10 protein-coding genes and 2 pseudogenes are annotated in these 16,146 nt (G+C 68.3%); 6 read left to right on the top strand and 6 right to left on the bottom strand.

Annotation, left to right across the window (positions count from 1 at the left end; all coding sequences use genetic code 11):
- The first annotated feature begins 500 nt into the window (after positions 1–500).
- The gene (locus tag ACIBU0_RS35615) at positions 501–938 is read left to right on the top strand and encodes a pyridoxamine 5'-phosphate oxidase family protein (protein WP_398826993.1); all 438 of its coding nucleotides are present in this window, start codon (positions 501–503) and stop codon (positions 936–938) included.
- Between the two features lie 460 nt (positions 939–1,398).
- Positions 1,399–3,522: a HEAT repeat domain-containing protein gene (locus ACIBU0_RS35620; protein WP_398826995.1), complete on the top strand. Its 2,124-nt coding sequence runs from the start codon at positions 1,399–1,401 to the stop codon at positions 3,520–3,522.
- 424 nt (positions 3,523–3,946) lie between these two features.
- On the opposite strand, the gene ACIBU0_RS35625 is transcribed toward ACIBU0_RS35620, so the two are convergent.
- Positions 3,947–5,539: a hypothetical protein gene (locus ACIBU0_RS35625; RefSeq protein WP_398826997.1), complete on the bottom strand. Its 1,593-nt coding sequence runs from the start codon at positions 5,537–5,539 to the stop codon at positions 3,947–3,949.
- Between the two features lie 41 nt (positions 5,540–5,580).
- Complete coding sequence (locus tag ACIBU0_RS35630) at positions 5,581–6,591, bottom strand: hypothetical protein (RefSeq protein ID WP_398826999.1); 1,011 nt, start codon at positions 6,589–6,591, stop codon at positions 5,581–5,583.
- Between the two features lie 560 nt (positions 6,592–7,151).
- Here ACIBU0_RS35630 and ACIBU0_RS35635 point away from each other — a divergent pair.
- The 3 genes from ACIBU0_RS35635 (at position 7,152) to ACIBU0_RS35645 (ending at position 11,495) form a co-directional block, all read left to right on the top strand.
- Entirely contained in the window at positions 7,152–7,400 is a 249-nt protein-coding gene (locus tag ACIBU0_RS35635; RefSeq protein ID WP_398827001.1) for a hypothetical protein, read from the top strand.
- Between the two features lie 154 nt (positions 7,401–7,554).
- A complete protein-coding gene (locus ACIBU0_RS35640) occupies positions 7,555–9,495 on the top strand; it encodes a DNA/RNA non-specific endonuclease (protein ID WP_398827003.1) in 1,941 nt (646 codons plus the stop codon).
- A 62-nt stretch (positions 9,496–9,557) separates the two neighbouring features.
- On the top strand, positions 9,558–11,495 hold the full coding sequence (locus tag ACIBU0_RS35645) for a S41 family peptidase (protein ID WP_398827005.1): 1,938 nt from the start codon (positions 9,558–9,560) through the stop codon (positions 11,493–11,495).
- An 882-nt stretch (positions 11,496–12,377) separates the two neighbouring features.
- Here the strand turns inward: ACIBU0_RS35645 and ACIBU0_RS35650 are convergent.
- Positions 12,378–13,010, bottom strand: a pseudogene (locus tag ACIBU0_RS35650) (alpha/beta fold hydrolase); the annotation flags it as partial.
- A gap of 186 nt (positions 13,011–13,196) precedes the next feature.
- Between ACIBU0_RS35650 and ACIBU0_RS35655 the strand changes: the two are divergent.
- Positions 13,197–13,490, top strand: a pseudogene (locus ACIBU0_RS35655) (IS701 family transposase); the annotation flags it as partial.
- Between the two features lie 84 nt (positions 13,491–13,574).
- Here ACIBU0_RS35655 and ACIBU0_RS35660 read toward each other — a convergent pair.
- The 3 genes from ACIBU0_RS35660 to ACIBU0_RS35670 form a co-directional block, all read right to left on the bottom strand.
- Positions 13,575–14,465, bottom strand: a complete 891-nt coding sequence (locus ACIBU0_RS35660; RefSeq protein ID WP_398827007.1) for a S8 family peptidase — start codon at positions 14,463–14,465, stop codon at positions 13,575–13,577.
- A 344-nt stretch (positions 14,466–14,809) separates the two neighbouring features.
- The gene (locus ACIBU0_RS35665; protein WP_398827008.1) at positions 14,810–15,766 is read right to left on the bottom strand and encodes a hypothetical protein; all 957 of its coding nucleotides are present in this window, start codon (positions 15,764–15,766) and stop codon (positions 14,810–14,812) included.
- A 51-nt stretch (positions 15,767–15,817) separates the two neighbouring features.
- The gene (locus ACIBU0_RS35670) at positions 15,818–16,054 is read right to left on the bottom strand and encodes a hypothetical protein (protein ID WP_398827010.1); all 237 of its coding nucleotides are present in this window, start codon (positions 16,052–16,054) and stop codon (positions 15,818–15,820) included.
- Positions 16,055–16,146 lie beyond the last annotated feature (92 nt).

Genomic DNA, 16,146 nt, shown 5'->3' on the forward strand with positions numbered 1-16,146 from the left:
CGAGCGGCTGGCACGGAGGCGGCGGGCAAGACGATGCAGGCGAGCATGAGTGCCTGGACGGCGGGCGAGCTGACGCCGAGGGTTGGGGTGGCGGGCGGCCGAGCAGCCCGCGCAGACACGCTGCCGGAAGCTCTCACCTGCCTCAAGAACGACGCATAGACGCGGGTATGCAAGTAGACAACGCGAGCCGCAGGGACGACGATCGCCCAGGCCAGGCTGAGCACCGTGCTCAGGTAAGCGAAGGCGGCTGTGGTCCGGGCTGGACCGGGGGCAGAGGCTGGGTGCTCCGCCGCTCTCCGTGGCTGTGGCGTCTTTCCGAGCTCCCAGTTGGTGAGGATCCTGTGTCGCCTGGACCCTTCAACTGGCCCGGGGGCGGCGTGCACTCGGGCCACTTAAGGGGCCTTGCCCCTTTTTCATCCGGGGGCTCGGGTGGTGTGATGCTTTGGTCCTAGGTCTTAGGCCGGTGGTGAAGTGGTCGGCGGGACCGGAGGATTGGTGATGTGGAATCTTCCGGTTTTGATGTGGACGCTTTCCTGCAGCAGCCGCTCACCGCTCGTATCGCGACGAGCGGGCCGACGGTGCGTCCTGTCTGGTTCCTCTGGGAAGAAGGAGCCTTCTGGACCTTGACCGGCCCGTGGGCCCGGTTGTTCGACCGCGTGAGGAATGACCCGAACGTCGCTCTCGTGGTGGACGAGTGTGATCTCGCGACGGGGTGTGTCCGGCAGGTGATCGCTAGGGGCCGGGCCGAGCTTGTGCCCTTTGATGTGCCCAGGGGGCGCCGCAAGCTTGCCCGCTATTTGGGTGCGGACGAGGCTTTGTGGGACGAGCGTTTCGTGCACTACCTGCATGACGATCCGGGCGAACGAGGCACGATGTGGTTGCGTTTGGTGCCTGCCTCGCTCACCGCGCGGGATCTCAGTTACTCCGTTGCGAGGTGATGGTGGATTTCGTGCCGTCGTTCTCCTGTGCCTTGATGCGGGCGAGGCGGCGAACCAAGTTCACCCCGCGCAACTGCTCCCCCCGCATTGCAGCGCGCCAGGGAAGATCGGGCCGGGGCTGATCTCCGGAGGACCGGTGGCGCCAGCCATTCTTCCGTTCACTGCCGCCGCGAACAGAACCGTCCGGGCGCGGGTCCTCTTCAAGCCGACCGGCAGATAGATGCCCGGAGGAGTCCAGCCGGGCGATTTCGGGTGCGCGCCGTTCTTGAACGGCATGCCTCTTGCCTCCTGTCCCCGCCACTGGAACGCCGACGACGCCGCGGCCGACGGCTGCACACGCCATTGCGAGCCCTCAGCGGACGAGGCCCCCGCCACCGTTCGTCGTGGCCGGGCCGACGTTGTCGTACGGTTCCGCCCTGGGGAAGCCCCGCTGTCAGTGCCGCCTGGCATGCTTCTGATCATGTTCGACGGACTTCATGACATCGACTGGGCGTCGATGCAGCACGCGTACGGCTCGGCCGAGGAGGTCCCGGCGCTGCTGACGGCGCTGCGCTCCCCGCACGCCGAGGAACGCCACAAGGCCCTCGACCGCTTCTACGGCGCGGTCCACCATCAGGGCAGCGTGTACCCGCCCACGGCAGCCAGCCTTCCCTTCCTGTTCGAGCTGGCTGTCGATGGCGCCACGCCTGACCGGCCGGCCGTCGTCGCGCTGCTGGTCAGCATCGGCCGGGAGTCTCTGGACCGGGGCTTCGAGGACGACGGCACCGAGATCGAGTACTACCCACCGATGGGCTGCGCGCAGGCCGTCGCCTTTCTGCGCGAGCGGGAGGCGGAGTTCGCCGGACTCGCCCGCGACCCCGACCCGGACGTGCGCCTGGCCGCGGTTCCCGGGCTCGGGCTTTTCCTCGATGACGCCGGACGGGCCGCCGCGCTGCTGCGTGAGCGGCTGGCCGCCGAGCGCGGCATCGCGGTGCGGCTGCGGATCGTGGAGGCGGCGGCCACCCTGGCATTGCGCCTGCCGGCGGCCTCGCAACAGGTGAGGGACTGGCTCGCCGGGCTCGCCGCCGACCCGGCCCAGGATCCGGCGAGCCGGCTCGCGGCTCTGGTCCAGCGGGCCCGCTGCGCCCCGGACGAGATCGGCGACGACGTCGTGCCGGCCGCCGTCGGGCTGCTGCGCGAAACCGCCCGCGCCATACCCGTGCGGCCCATCGCGCCGGCCCCGAGCCGCCCGGCAGCGTCCACGGATGGAGTTGCGCCCCAAATCGTCGCCGCCTTCGAGGATCTCGACCGGCACACGCGCGTGTACGCACCGACCACTGCCCTGCTGCGTTCGTTCCACGAAGCCCTGGGGGCTCGGGTGCCCGAGCGCACCACGGTGCTGGCCGAGCAGCTGAGCAGCCCCGACCCCGGCTCGCGCCTGGACGCGGTCCGTATGAGCGGGGAGCTGATGCGGATCTGGCGCGGGGACCACACCCGCCTCCTCATGCTGGTCGCCGACCAACTCCCCACGGCCGACCAGGAGGTCGCCGCCGAGGCTGCGGCCGTCCTGGAGTCCTGCCACCCGATCGCAGCCCCGGCCCGGGAGGCACTCGCCGCGCACGTCGACGCCCAACGCGCGGCGCACGGCCCGGGCGTATGGGCCGCACCGCAGGCGCTGCTGCGAAGAAGCCACCAGGAGGCCGTCCGTGCCTTGGCGCGCCTCGGTGACGCTCGCGCGCTGCCGAGTCTGCTGGCCGGGCTGGACAGCGGCGTCGACGCCTGGCGTGCGATCCAGGTCGCAGGGCATCTGCCGCAGGCCGCGGACCAGTTGGTGCCACGCCTCTGCGACCACCTGCGCCGGACCGACCTCTCCCAGCAGTGGTCCGAGATGAGCGCCAATGCGATCCTGTCCGCCCTGGCCGCGCTGGGCGACCCGGCCGCGGTTCCTGTGCTTGTGGACACGCTCGGCGCCGCGGTGCGCCACGAGCAGGACCGCGTCACGCGATCGGCCTTGAAGGCGCTGGGGGCGTTCGGCCCGGCGGCGACCGGCGCACGGGACACGATCCGGTCGCTGACCACCTCCACCGACGCGCACGTACGGCCTGCCGCCGTCACCGCGCTGTGGCACGTCGGCGGTGACCTGGCCGAGGTCATGCCGCTCCTGCTCGACCTCCTCGACGACCGCATCACCTTCCGGATCAGTGACGCGGCCGATCTGCTCGGCGAAATCGGCCCGCCCGCCTCCGCAGCTCTGCCGCGCCTGCGCAACCTCCTGACGCACGACTACGAATGGGTACGGGTGCATTGCGCGGCCGCGCTCTGGGACATAGGCGGCGAGGCCGAGGCCCCGGCCGTCCTGGACGCCCTGTTGCAGGCCATGACCCAGAACCCCGCGACGGCCAACCACGTCGTGGCCTGTCTCGACCGCATGGATCTCCTCGCGGCACCGGCCCTGCCCCTGCTCCGCGAGCAATTGGCCCTGCCGCGGCGCGGTGGCAGGTTCCAGAGCGTCGACCATGACGAGGACCTCCAGCGGGTCGGCCGTACCCTTATCGCGCGACTCGACCCGCCAGTACCGGGAGCACCCGCTCCGCGGACGGCCTGAGGCTGTGCCACCCGTTCAGCTTGACGTTCAGACGTTCAACCACTACTTGTCGTCATCCATGCGAGCGGTCCGAAGTCGACCAGCTCAACCTCGCGCGGGAACACCTCACCCCAGCGGGGGATCAGCCCGATCCCGTTTCGAACGCAGCCGGCAGCCGCCGGATTGCCGTATGGCAGGCAGCTCACGAGCCCGCCGACGCAGCATCCCGGTGGTTACAACTCGCCGCCTACACCGTGCCGTTCATCGTCCTGGCATCCAGCAGCGGAGTCGTCCGGAGTGGGCAGTGGCCTCTGCGGCGTGCAGAGGTGTCTGCATGTCGCCGCCTGACTCGCTCCTCCGAAGGGCAGCGGGACCGGGCGGGCAGACTCTGTCCACGCCCATGAGCAGCAGCGTTCTTCGGGCGCGGCGCCCGGCCGACCACCGGTCAGCCCCGGAAATACAGTGTTCGCTTCAGCAGGCTGATCGACGCCTCCGCCCAGGCGAGGACCTCGAACCCTGAGGTCAGGTTGCCCGGAGGCTGGTTGATGAGGGTGTCGCGGCGGATGAGCCGATCGAAGTCGACGAGGACCGGGTCCGGCCGTACCGTGCCGTCCGGGTGACGGAACTCGACGCGTGCCAGGCGCATGACGTTGACCAGTTCCTGGGCGACGATGCCGTATCCGACGGTGGTGGGGTGGACACCGTCGAGTGAGAACAGGCCTCCCTCCTTGCGCCCGTTGCCGTCGCTGGTGAGGAAGCGGGAGTTCGGCGGAACAGGGAGGGCCGCAAGCTGCGGCGGCAGGGGATAGGGCTGCCACCACGGCGGCTGGGCATTGACATCGTCGATGTAGCGCCTGGCGGCGAGCCGGTCGAGCAGCCCGGCCGTATCCATGAGGTACCAGTCCCGGCCGGCGTGCCGCGCGCTGCTCACCTGGTTGGTGATGGCCTCGTTGTACAGGTCGATCGCCAGGTCGATGTCCCTGGCCTGCTCGCCCGTCACATGGGGGTGCACGGTGGGGTTGAAGTCCCGATCGCTGATCCATGGCCGGGTGTAGTACGGGAAGTACCGCGAGCCCGTGGCTATCTTGTCCGCGATCCCGCGCGCGATCGGCGCGATGGTGACGTGGGGCACGGTGCACCAGATGACATGCCGGGCCGCGATGCCGCGTACCTGGTCGGCGAGTTCTTGCAGCTCTTCCTCGAAATGGTCGGGATCCCAGACCGTGTACGACTCCTTGCCCTTCAGGTCCTTGTAGTCCTGGCCACTCCACTTCACCTTGAGCTTGGTCACCGTCTGCAGGGCGTTGTTGGCGCCGATGAACACGATCAGCGTCTCGATGCCGTGTTTCTGGCTCTGACTCCGGTCCTCACCGAGGCGTTGTGCTGCCGCGAGCACGGTCATGTTTTCGTCGCCGTCGATGCCCGCGGAGGGCAGCACCCGCAGGGCCGCGCGGTCACCGTTGTTCTGCACGACCTGCTTCAGGAAGTCGTCCTTTGGTTCGTCGATGGCGTCCCGGCAGATCTTCGCGGTTTTGGACAGCACATCGCGGACGTCCCAGCCGTACACTCCGAGGTTGTGGTTGATTCCGGTGGTCCGGGGCACGTCCTTCCCCGGCCCGCGCTCCCAGTAGTCTTCAATCTGGTCCAGGAACCTCCGGGCGTGGAACAGTGCCAGAGGCGCCTCCCACCAGTCGAGGTTCTTCCCGAAGCGTTCCTCCAACTCCCGCAGCAGCAATTCGATGTTGAGTGGCAGACCCCCGTATCCGGGATACGAGGGACGGCGGAACCCTCCGCCCCAGCCCAGCTCATGAGCGATGATTGCCGGGAACGAGATGTCGGTGTTGAAGATCGCCCCACTCTGGAATCCGTGCGTGAGCGAATCGCCGATGGTGACGAGTCGATGCCGGGGTTCGGCCTCTCCTTCCCAGTCCCGGGCGACTTGGATGCCCAGTGTGGGGTCCTTGACCGGTTCGCGAGCGGGCAGTTCTCTGGCTGCGACCACCTTGGCGGGAGTGGGAAGGTTTGCGTGATCGGCCATTGCTTCTCCTCGGTCCAGGCCTGGGTCCGGGATGTGCGGGCTCAGCGGTCCGCTTTTTTTGACGGTACGTTTTCCAGTTGCTCCGCCTCGTGCATGTCGGGGTCGGCGGCCAGCAGCTTTTCCGTGCGTTTGTCGAGGGCGTGGGTGAAGGCCAGTTGACCGACGCCGAAGGCGATCGCGTAGGCGATTACTTCTCGCCAAGTGTCAGCGGGCTTCGCGAACGGGAGCCAGTCGGTATCGACGAGGACCAGGCCCGCCACAGCGGTCAGGGCGCCGGTCGGCAGCTTGATCATCTCCTGCCAGAACGGCAGGCTGTAGGGGTTCCAGCTGCCTCCCATCCGTTGCAGCCGGGCGATCATCGGGAGACCGGCGCCGAGCATGCCGAGCAACATGACCACGCCGGTGTCCTGCCCGCTCGGAGCGTCTGAGCCGATGCAGTTGGTCGTTTTTCGCTCTCCGATTACATCGCATACGGGGATCGAACCGTCAACTGCGAAAGCGACCCCCACTACGACACCAAGAAGGATCGACAGCACCAACCCCGCCCGGATCAGCCGGTTACGGAAGTTCCGGCTACGGACACCTCGCTCCTCCTCGACCGCGTAAGCCGCTCCCAGCAATGCGGCGAGTGCCGCTGGTAGGTCCTTCAGATTCGGTGTCTCGCCGACAGGGCTCGGCGGCGTCTCGCTGGAAGGCCCCAGCAATTGCTCGACCTGTGCCACCCGGCTGTCCCCACGGCAGATCGGCTTGGCCGTCGCGAGCACACTCTGAGCATGACGAAGCGCCCGGTGGGGCTCGTACAGTCCCACGATGAGCACTTCGGCCTCATGCAGGCACTTGAGAGCCCCTTCGTAAAGCTCCCCGTTCCACCAGCTGTGGATCCGCTCCCACAACCCTCGCTGACGACTCCCGGCGCTGTCGATCAGCTTCTCCGCCCGAACGAGCAACCGCCGAGCCCCGTCACGCTGCTCGCTCCGCTTCACCCCGTCCGAGCAGTCGTCTTCCCTCTCCTCCGGACAGACAGAGGCAAGTTCGATCCGCAGAACGGACACACGGACCTTGGCGCGATGCTGCCAAGTATTGGGACGAGCGACCGGCGCGTCGGACGCGTACCCATGGGATTCGCAGAGCGCTCGGCGGCATCCCTCGTCACCCGGATTTTCCCGATTCTCTGAGGCGCGTCCCATTGTCTGCCTCCTCCGGTCACGGCGGATCGTGTGCGAGCCGGCGGAGTTTCCCGTGGAGAAGTAAATGAAGGAGCGGCAGCGGCCGTTTTTCACGTTAGACCCCGTCGCCGTATCACGCACCCGGACTCGCTCCGGCACCATTCGCCAGAAAGACACAGCGCCAGGCCGATGAGGGAGCGCGGTTCCTCATGCCCAGCCGCCTCGCCGAGCGTTACGTTCAGGCCCCGGCCGTGCTGGGCGGTGACGGAGCCAGAACGGCTGGGGTGCCTGGGATGATCGTCTATGTTGCGCATCCAGCATTGCGTCTGAGTTCAATATTTGACGTTTCACTGGAAGTAGTTGACTGAGAGAGAATCCCCCAAGAGGCAGAAGCGTTGGGTTTCCAACGTCAACTTGCCTCATTGGGTCGCTCGACCATCATGGACGTGAGCGGCGAAACCACCCTTCTCGAGTTCTTCAACTCTGGGAGGGCGGTGGTCGGAATGCAGCTGCTGCAGCAGTTCGAACCCAATTTGACTCTGCCAGTCCGCGGGTGTCCCACTCGGGAGCGCACCGGCCGCAGGTGCCGATGGACCGCCCGGGCGAACGCGGACTTCACCCCCTGGCTCGACGGAATCATCCAGGCAGTCGCGGTCGTCCAGGCCCTCGCCGTGGTCGTGGCGATCTTCGTTTGACCACCGACGCTGCGACCGAACACCCACCAAGCAAAGGCAGCGTTGGCGAGCCTCGCCGCCTCGCGCCGCCACCCACGCGCGGCGACGACACGCCGATGCCGGCCGAGCCCCGGCCCTCCTGCCTCATCTCGCCCACGACGGAATGTGTGCCCTCATGACCAGCAGAACCACGAACACGAAGAAGACCGCCTCCAAGGCCCCGCAACGGAAGCCCGCTTCGAAGCCCGCCTCGAAGCCCGCCGCGAAGACGGCCTCGGCGAAGAAGGGCTCGCCCTCCGACGACGAGCTCATCTCGTCGCTGCGGCAGTACATCCGTGTCCGCGGCCCGCACCTGCTGGAGGATCCGAACATCACCTCAGTGGGCATCGGCCGCAAGGTCACCGGAGATCAGCCGGGCGGCGAAGTGGCGTTGCAGTTCACCGTGGCGACCAAGGCCGAGCCGGACGTGCTGGAGTCCCTGGGCACCGCGCTGATCCCGGCCACCGTCACCGTCGATGGCTTCGAGGTGCCCACCGATGTCATCGAGCGCACCTACAAGCCGAGCTTCCACATGGTGGCCGAGGTCGAGAGCCCGTTGCGCAAGACCCGGCTGGATCCCATCCGGCCCGGGGCCAGCGTCGGCGCGGTGACGGTGTCGGCCGGCACCATCGGCTGCATCGTGTTCGACCGTGCCGACGGCACACCGTACGTGCTCAGCAACTGGCATGTGCTGCACGGGCCGTTCGGCGAGCTGGGGATCGAGGTCGTGCAGCCCGGCACACGGGACGACAATCGCATCGACCGCAACCGGATGGGCGTGCTCAAGCGCTCCCACCTGGGTGTGGCCGGGGACTGCGCGGTTGCGACCATCGAGGATCGCGACGCCCTCCCGGAGATCCTCGAACTGGACGTCGCCCCCCGGACCCTGGGGGAGCCCGAGCTGGGCGACAAGGTGGTCAAGAGCGGCCGTTCCACCGGGGTCACCCATGGCATCGTCCGCCGCGTCGACACCATAGCGAAGATCAACTACGGCGGGGGAACGGGCCGGCGGACCATCGGGTGTTTCGAGATCGGCCCGGACCCCGACCATCCGTCGGCGGACGGTGAGGTCAGCAGCGGCGGTGACTCCGGCGCGGCGTGGCTGTTCAAGGAGGGCGACGACCGGGTGAGCTCGGTGCTGGCCGGGTTGCACTTCGCCGGCGAGGGCACCGGTGATCCGGACGAGCACGCCCTCGCCTGCCTGTCGACGTCGGTGTTCGAGAAGCTCGACATCACCCTCAGCCAGCCGGCGCCGGAGCAGCTGGAGATCATCACCGGCTACGACGCCGACTTCCTCGGCGAGCGGGTCGAGGCCCCGGAGCTGGACACCGACCTCGCGCGGGACGCCGCCCTCCTGGACGGCTCGCCGGTCATCCCGTACACGCATTTCTCCCTCACCCTGAACAAGAAGCGGCGCTTCCCGTTCTGGGTGGCCTGGAACGTCGACGGTGGCTCGCTGAAGAACCTCAGCCGCAGCGGCATCCCCTTCGTCAAGGACCAGCGGCTGCCCGGCACGGCGCAGGTCGGCAACGAGCTGTACCAGGCCAACCGGCTCGACCGGGGGCACATCGCCCGCCGCGCCGACCTGCTCTGGGGCAGCCTGCCGGAGGCGCGCAAGGCCAACACCGACTCGTTCTTCTACACCAACATCACCCCGCAGATGGACGACTTCAACCAGAGTGCCAAGAACGGGGTGTGGGGCGCGCTGGAGGACGCCGTCTTCGCCGACGTCGACGTCGACGACCTGAGAATCAGCGTCTTCGGCGGGCCGGTCTTCCAGGACGACGACCGGGTCTACCGGGGCGTGCGCATACCCCGGGAGTTCTACAAGGTCATCGCATTCACCGAGAACGGCGAACTGAAGGCCAGAGCGTTTCTGCTCACGCAGAACCTGGAGCAGCTCGAAGCGCTGGAACTGGACGAGTTCCGGGTCTTCCAGGTCACCCTCGGCGAGGTCGAGGACCGCACTCGGGTGCGCTTCCCCGCCGCCCTCCACAAGGGCGACACCCTGCATGTGCCCGAGTCCGCGGCGGACCGCCCGCCGCTGGAGACCACGGCCGACATCCAGTGGGGCTGAACCGACCCCCCACCCAAAACCCAGACCAGACAACGCACATCACGAAGGACTGGTGCATCACCATGACGCGACCGGCTCATGAGAACGCACCCGAGTTCCTCCAGAACGCGGCGGAACCGGTACGAGACCACCTGCTCGGTGCGGCTTCCCTGCCCACCTTCCTGGACGGCGCCGGCCAGTTGTCCCTGGAGGACCGCCGACTCATCGCCGACCAGGCCCTGGTCCTGCTGGAGCAGAACTACGTCCACCTGCCGCTGAAGACCGCGATGCACGCCGTCAACCCGGTCCAGCGGCTGAGGCTGCTGCGCCGGCGCATGGAGCGGCAGACACCGCAGACCATGCCGAGGGAGTGGCTGTTCCACGCGGAGATGTCGGAGATCTTCCACTCGGTGCGGGACCTGCACACCAACTACCTGCTGCCCGACCCTTTCAAGGGCAAGATCGCCTTCCTGCCCTTCCTGATCGAGTCCTGCAGGGAACAGGACCGCACCAGGTTCCTGGTCACCCATGTGGTGAGCGGCTTCGAGGCGCCGGGGTTCGAGCCGGGTGTCGAGATCACACACTGGAGCGGCATCCCCATCCTGGACGCCGTCGACCTCAACGCGGCCCGGTTCGCCGGTAGCAATACGGCGGCCCGGCGCAGCCGGGGTGTGCAGTCGCTGACCGTGCGGCCGCTCGTCATCCATCTCCCGCCGCTGGAGGAGTGGGTGACGGTCAGCTACGTCGACCTCGCCGGAACGGCCCGGGAACTCCGGCAGAGCTGGCAGATCGTCGAGAACCTGCCCGCGTTCGTCTCCGCCGACCGGGACACGGCCGTGTTCCAAGGCCTGGACCTCGACGGCGATGAGACGCAGCGGGCCAAGGTGCTGCTGTTCGCGCCCCGGGTTGTCGCCCAGGAGCGAGCCGCCGAGGCTGACGAACCCCTACCCGACCTGGGGGCGGGCGAGATCGCCACCACCATGCCCAAGGTGTTCCGGGCCCAGGCCGTCACCACGCCGTCCGGAACGTTCGGCCACATCCGCGTCTTCACGTTCAACGTCGACAGCCCCGGCAAGTTCGTCGCCGAGTTCGTGCGGCTCATCCGGCAACTGCCGCAGAACGGTCTCATCGTGGACGTCCGGGACAATGGCGGAGGGCACATCCACGCCGCCGAGTTCACCCTGCAGACGCTGACGCCGCGCCGGATCAACCCCGAACCGGTGCAGTTCATCAACACCCCGCTCAATCTGCGGATCTGCCGGCGGTTCCAGGGCGTTCCGGGGCTGGATCTGGGCCCCTGGGTGCCGTCCATGGAACAGGCCGTCGAGACCGGCTCCGTCTACTCCGGCGCCTTCCCGATCAGCCCCGAGAACGGCGCCAATGCCATCGGGCAGCAGTACTTCGGACCCGTCGTACTCATCACCAACGCCCGGTGCTACTCGGCCACGGACATCTTCGCGGCGGGCTTCCAGGACCACGACATCGGCCCCGTGCTCGGCACCGACGAGAACACGGGCGCCGGCGGCGCCAACGTCTGGAAGCACGAGGATTTGACCGAGTCCCTGGCGGACGACCCGGGCACGCCCTACACGGCCCTGCCGAAGGGGGCCGGGATGCGGGTGTCGATACGCCGCACGCTGCGGGTCGGCCCGAACTCGGGCACGCCGGTGGAGGACCTGGGAGTCGTCCCCGACGAGTTGCATCGCATGACACGCCGCGACCTGCTGGAGGGCAACACCGATCTCCTGGACCACGCCGGCCGGCTCCTGCAGGGTCTGACCCCGCACGCCGTGACGATCACGGAGGCCGCCGCTGCCGACGGCGCGCTCCATCTGAAGCTCACGGCGGAGAACGTCGATCGCGTCGACGTCTACCTCGACCAGCGCCCCCGCGCCTCCGTCGACCTCATCGGCGGCCAGGCCGACCTGCTGGTCCCTGGCGCCGCCTCGGCACACACCGCCCACCTGGAGGGATTCGAGGTCGGCCGCCTCGTCGTGAGCACGACCAGGGATCTGCCGTAGCCTCTTGCCGGGTCACCCATCAGTGTCTCGATCGGCATCTTCACGTTCCGAGAAACCGGCTGAACTGCGGTGTTGCGCCGCGGTTCAGCCCAGGGGCCGTGCCGCCGGCTTCGCAGGGTGCGGCAAGGGTGCGGCCTCGCCCCGCGCGGCGATGGGTGGGGGACACCGCCATCCTGCGCAGTGCTATGGCTCCGGATGCGCAGGCCTGCGAGCACGGCGAAAGCGGGAGCGCGGGCGTGCCAGGCGGGTTCGACATCGCCCAGCCAGGTGGAGGTGTCCGGTATAGCTTCCCAGCCGGTCAGGTCCTGGAGATCGTCTGGGGTAGTGGGCCGGAGCGCCAGCATGCGGCCACAGTCGCCGCTGGGCTGGGCGGGTCGCAGCCACTCGTTGATGGCGGCGACCAGCACGGTCGCTTCCCAGCAGACGGCGAGCTTGTCTTATCTCGTCGCCGGCACGTGGTGGCGCTTGAGGCGATTGATTCCGCGCTCCACCGCGTGGCGCTCGTTGTAGTCGGCCGCGTGTAACCGCGGTAGCCGGCCATCGCCGGAGCCGTACGCCTTGTCGGCGCGGATACTTTGTCCGGCCGAGTGCGCGGACGGCCCGGCCCGAGCCGAGGCACCCGGATACGACCCAGAGACCACCTGCACCGCGGACAACTGCCCGGCGGCCCGCATCCCGTCGCTTCGACGACCAAGTTGCCATAGCCGGCCGTGAGCTGACGCACTATGAGGTCCGGGCCCGGCAGAAGGGGGTCCTCAAGCGTCCACACTCGCATGACGGAGGGATCCCTGCTGGAAGGCGCCCGCAGTTCGGGGCTGCCGGCCCCAGGCCCTGGCCGGACCACCCTTCGGCGCTGAACTGGCCCGTCAGCGTGGGTGGTTGTCAGTCGACGGAGGCCATGAAGTTCAGCATCCTGCGGTTGATCTCCTCCGCGTGGTCGATCTGCGGCCCGTGGCCCGTGCTGGAGGTGATCTCGGCTCGGGCACCGGGGATCAGGCGCGGCACACGCTCCGCCTGCCGCTGCGGGTGCACGAGGAGGCTTCGCTTGCCGAGCACCAGGTAGAGCGGAGTCCGGATGGTGGACAGCTCCTCCTCGTGCAGGGGAAGGGGCGCCGGGCGGCGTATGCGGTAGGCGCGAACCGCCGTTCTGATCATCGTGAGCAGTTCCGGCACGACGAGGACCGGCTGTTCGAGCCAGGCCGCCAGTCGTGGGCGGAGCGCCTTGGGCGCGGAGGTCGCGAAGAGGCCGGCGAAGATCCAGACGAAGAAGCGCAGCCCCACTTTCTCCAGGCCGCCGGGGTCGAGCAAGGTGACCGAGGCGAGCCGACCGGGCCTGCGGTGCGCCTGGTTCAGGGCAAGCCAGCCACCGTAGGAGGAGCCGACGAGGTGGACGCGGTCGAGCCCGAGCCCGGCGAGCGTCTCATCCAGCCACTGCGCCGCGTCTTCGGGCTGGTGGATGGGTTCGCGCTGCACGCTGCCACCGGGATCGCCCAGGGTGTCGCGCGCGAGCGCGGGCGCCCCAGACGCCCGGCCGCGGCCGATGTCGACGCGATCTTCGCCGTCCACCGCGATCCTGAGACCTGCACCCACAACCCGTCCGATGCGCTCGCCCGGTTCGAGGAAGCAGAGGCGCTCTGAACTGCACGGGACCCCCGTCCTGAACCTCTTCTACCGTATCGCCACCTCAGCCTGAGGCCGGAGCCCGAGGAGGCGACGGAGCCCACCGGCTACTGGATGACCAACCTGCCCGCCACCACCCCGATCGCGGGCCTGGTGCGCTGGGCCAAGATGCGCTGGCGCATCGAGCACGACCGCCGCGAGCTGAAACACGGACTGGGTCTGGACCACTTCGAGGGCCGCACTTGGCGCGGCCGGCACCACCACGTCACCCTCATCACCGCCGCCCAGGCCTTCCTCATCCTGCGGCGTTACGACCCAAAAGCCTGCACAGCAGCCGGAGTCTCTACGAAGTCCTCGACACTCTGCAGGACCTGCTGCGGTGCCGCGCCTTCCGGCACGTTCCTGGGCAGTGCGGGAGGCTTCCCTTCGAAGCGACGTCTCGGGTCCCACCGCCTGGCGTCACCCGCCCTCCCGGCGCAGGGCGTTGTACGCCGCCCAGGCGTTCAGCAGCGGTGGGGCCACCGAACCGCGCCGGCCCCGGCCGGCGGCGGACTGTGTGACCGCGAAGCGCACCGCGGCGGGTCGTGCCGTCGGGAACTGTGAGAGCAGCAGGGCGATGGCACCGGTGACGAAGGGCGCGGCCGCGCTGGTGCCGGTGATTCTCAGCGACTTCCCGGCAACGCCGAGGCTCATGACGTCCTTGCCCGGCGCACTGAGTCCGCGTCTGCCGATCTCCGGGCCCAGGTTGGACAGACTCAGCGGCCACCCGTCGCCGTCGCAGGCGATCACCGGAATGGTCCAGGGATGCCGGGTGATGACCGAGGTGCCGAGCGTTCCTTGGTTGCCCGCCGCGACGACGACGATCACGCCGTTGTTCGCGGCGTGGTCCAGGGCGTCCTCCAGCACTCGGTGCCGGGCGCTGGACGGCTCCGCCTGCGCGAGGCTGAGGTTGAGCACCCGGGCGCCCGCATCCACGGTCTCGACGACGGCCGCCGCGAGCTCCTCGGCCCGCGCTCCCGAGAGGCATCCGCCCTCCGGGGCGCCACCGGACGTGGCCGGTCGGGACGAGAAGACGGGTCGCGACAGCAGGGTGCAGTGCGGGCAGATGCCCGGCGCCGCGGACCCTCGTCGCGCGCTGAGGATTCCGGCGACGAAGGTTCCGTGAGCGCAGCAGCCGTCGTCCGCGCCGCATCCGCCCTGTGGTGCCGGGGTGAGCTCCCGCACGGGATGACCCCGCAGATCGGGGTGATCCCGGGCCACCCTTCCGTCGATCAGTCCGACGGCGACTGCGGGCCGGCCGGGAGTGCGCTCCATCAAGGGCGTGAGCCCGACCAGAGCCAGCGGGTTCATTCGTGCTACCAGGGGCTGCCGCCGCCGTACTCATCCGAGCACATGTAGTCGAGGCATTCCGCGACGCAGCGTCGCGGATTGGAGGAACGCTTGCAACTCGACCTGCACACCGGCCCGAGCTCTATTTCACAGAGTCCTTGCGGGACGATCCGGTCTCCGTCCGGTCCGGCCCCGGGGCGCGGCACCCGGCCGCCTCCCGCTGTCCTTGTCTCGTACACCGCTGATGCGGCGGTGAAGCCAGGAATCCTCATGGTGATCGACTCTCCTTCGGTGTAGTCGACAGACACGCGACAGTGTTCTTCTGTGCGCATTCCCCGCCTTTTCCGTCCTCCTCCACCTGCCTCTCATCGGTCGTAGTAGGGCGACCAGTTGGTCCTCGTGAAGGGGAACATCTCGGTGACGTCGATCCGCAGGAACGACTTCTCCGTCACATCCGTCTTGCGGCTGGTGTAGGAGAACACGATGTCCAGAATTTTCCGACTGCCGCTGAGTCGCGAGGGATAGACATCCACAGCGCTCAGACGGAATCCCCTCGCGTACTCCCTGATCGTTTCCTGATAGATCTTCTCGTTCCGGACGGCCGTGTAGTTGATGGCGCGATGCTCATCCGTGGTGCCGGAGTTGTCGCCGATCTGCAGGAGCCTTTCCAGAAGCTTCCTCGACGCGGTTTCGAAGTCTTTGGCGGGTATCTCGGCAGGGCGCTCGACCGCCCTGATCAGTTCCCCGCTGTCGAAGGAATAGATCTGCTCGAAGACGACGACCGGCACGGTCAGGCCGTTGCACAGTTCGGGCGGAGCGACAGGACCGCGTCTTCCGATCACCACGTCGAGGTCCCAGGGGCTGCTCACGGGACGAATCGCCTCGACCAACAGGTCGTATCCCGCCGAGTCGCGAGGGCGCAGGATGTAGGTCTCGACCCCTTGAACGGACAGAATGAAGCACAATTGCCTGACCAGGTAACGATTGTCCGGATCCGACAGCACACGGTACAGCGCCTCCTCATCCGTCAGATCCGGTGGCTCGGCCCGGCCGACGACCTGGGCGAACTCCTTCTCCACGCCCAGACTGGGAAACTGCACCTGGATCTGACCCAACGCGTAGACATAGCCGGGGCCTCCTCCGGTCTCCGCGTGAGCGGCCTCCCACGCCTGCTCCTTGTCCGTGGCGGACAGCGGCATGTCGGAACAGTGACAGGCTGCCTGCGTGAGCGAGGTGTCCTCGGCCGGTGCCAACCCCGTCTGTGCGTCATCGGGTTCGTCCACGGACTGGCTCGTCAGCACGCCGGTCTGTTCGGGCTCCATGGGTGACTCCTCCCTCAAGCCTTCCTGAGATATACGGTGAGCCGTCGTCGGCTACCGGCGGCCGCGACGGTTCGAGAACGCCACCCACTGGTTCAGGGCGGCGGCCCGTCGTTCACAGCCGCCGCAGGGCCGTATCCCCGCCGCGTACGTCACGCGCTTGACGACGTCTCCCAACCCCATCTCTTCGTCACCGGTCACGAACCCGGGGATCCGCATACGACGCGGCCGTCGCTCGGCGGCTCCCTCTGCCTGGGCGTTCCGGCCGGAGTTCTCGTCCTCGCTGGTCATCGCCACCACTTCCGCAACCAGGGTGAGGGCGGCCGACGGGGCCCACGGGCCGGTACAACGGCCCCGAGGGGAACCGTGCGTGCCTGATGCGA

It is taken from the genome of Streptomyces sp. NPDC049627 (genome assembly GCF_044465645.1).
Taxonomy (GTDB): Bacteria; Actinomycetota; Actinomycetes; order Streptomycetales; family Streptomycetaceae; genus Streptomyces.

Excerpts from the sequence above, each read along its gene's own strand:
- ACIBU0_RS35620 (WP_398826995.1), top strand. The coding sequence starts at position 1,399 with ATGTTCGACGGACTTCATGACATCGACTGGGCGTCGATGCAGCACGCG.
- ACIBU0_RS35625 (WP_398826997.1), bottom strand. The coding sequence starts at position 5,539 with ATGGCCGATCACGCAAACCTTCCCACTCCCGCCAAGGTGGTCGCAGCC.
- ACIBU0_RS35640 (WP_398827003.1), top strand. The coding sequence starts at position 7,555 with ATGACCAGCAGAACCACGAACACGAAGAAGACCGCCTCCAAGGCCCCG.
- ACIBU0_RS35645 (WP_398827005.1), top strand. The coding sequence starts at position 9,558 with ATGACGCGACCGGCTCATGAGAACGCACCCGAGTTCCTCCAGAACGCG.
- ACIBU0_RS35660 (WP_398827007.1), bottom strand. The coding sequence starts at position 14,465 with ATGAACCCGCTGGCTCTGGTCGGGCTCACGCCCTTGATGGAGCGCACT.
- ACIBU0_RS35665 (WP_398827008.1), bottom strand. The coding sequence starts at position 15,766 with ATGGAGCCCGAACAGACCGGCGTGCTGACGAGCCAGTCCGTGGACGAA.
- ACIBU0_RS35670 (WP_398827010.1), bottom strand. The coding sequence starts at position 16,054 with ATGACCAGCGAGGACGAGAACTCCGGCCGGAACGCCCAGGCAGAGGGA.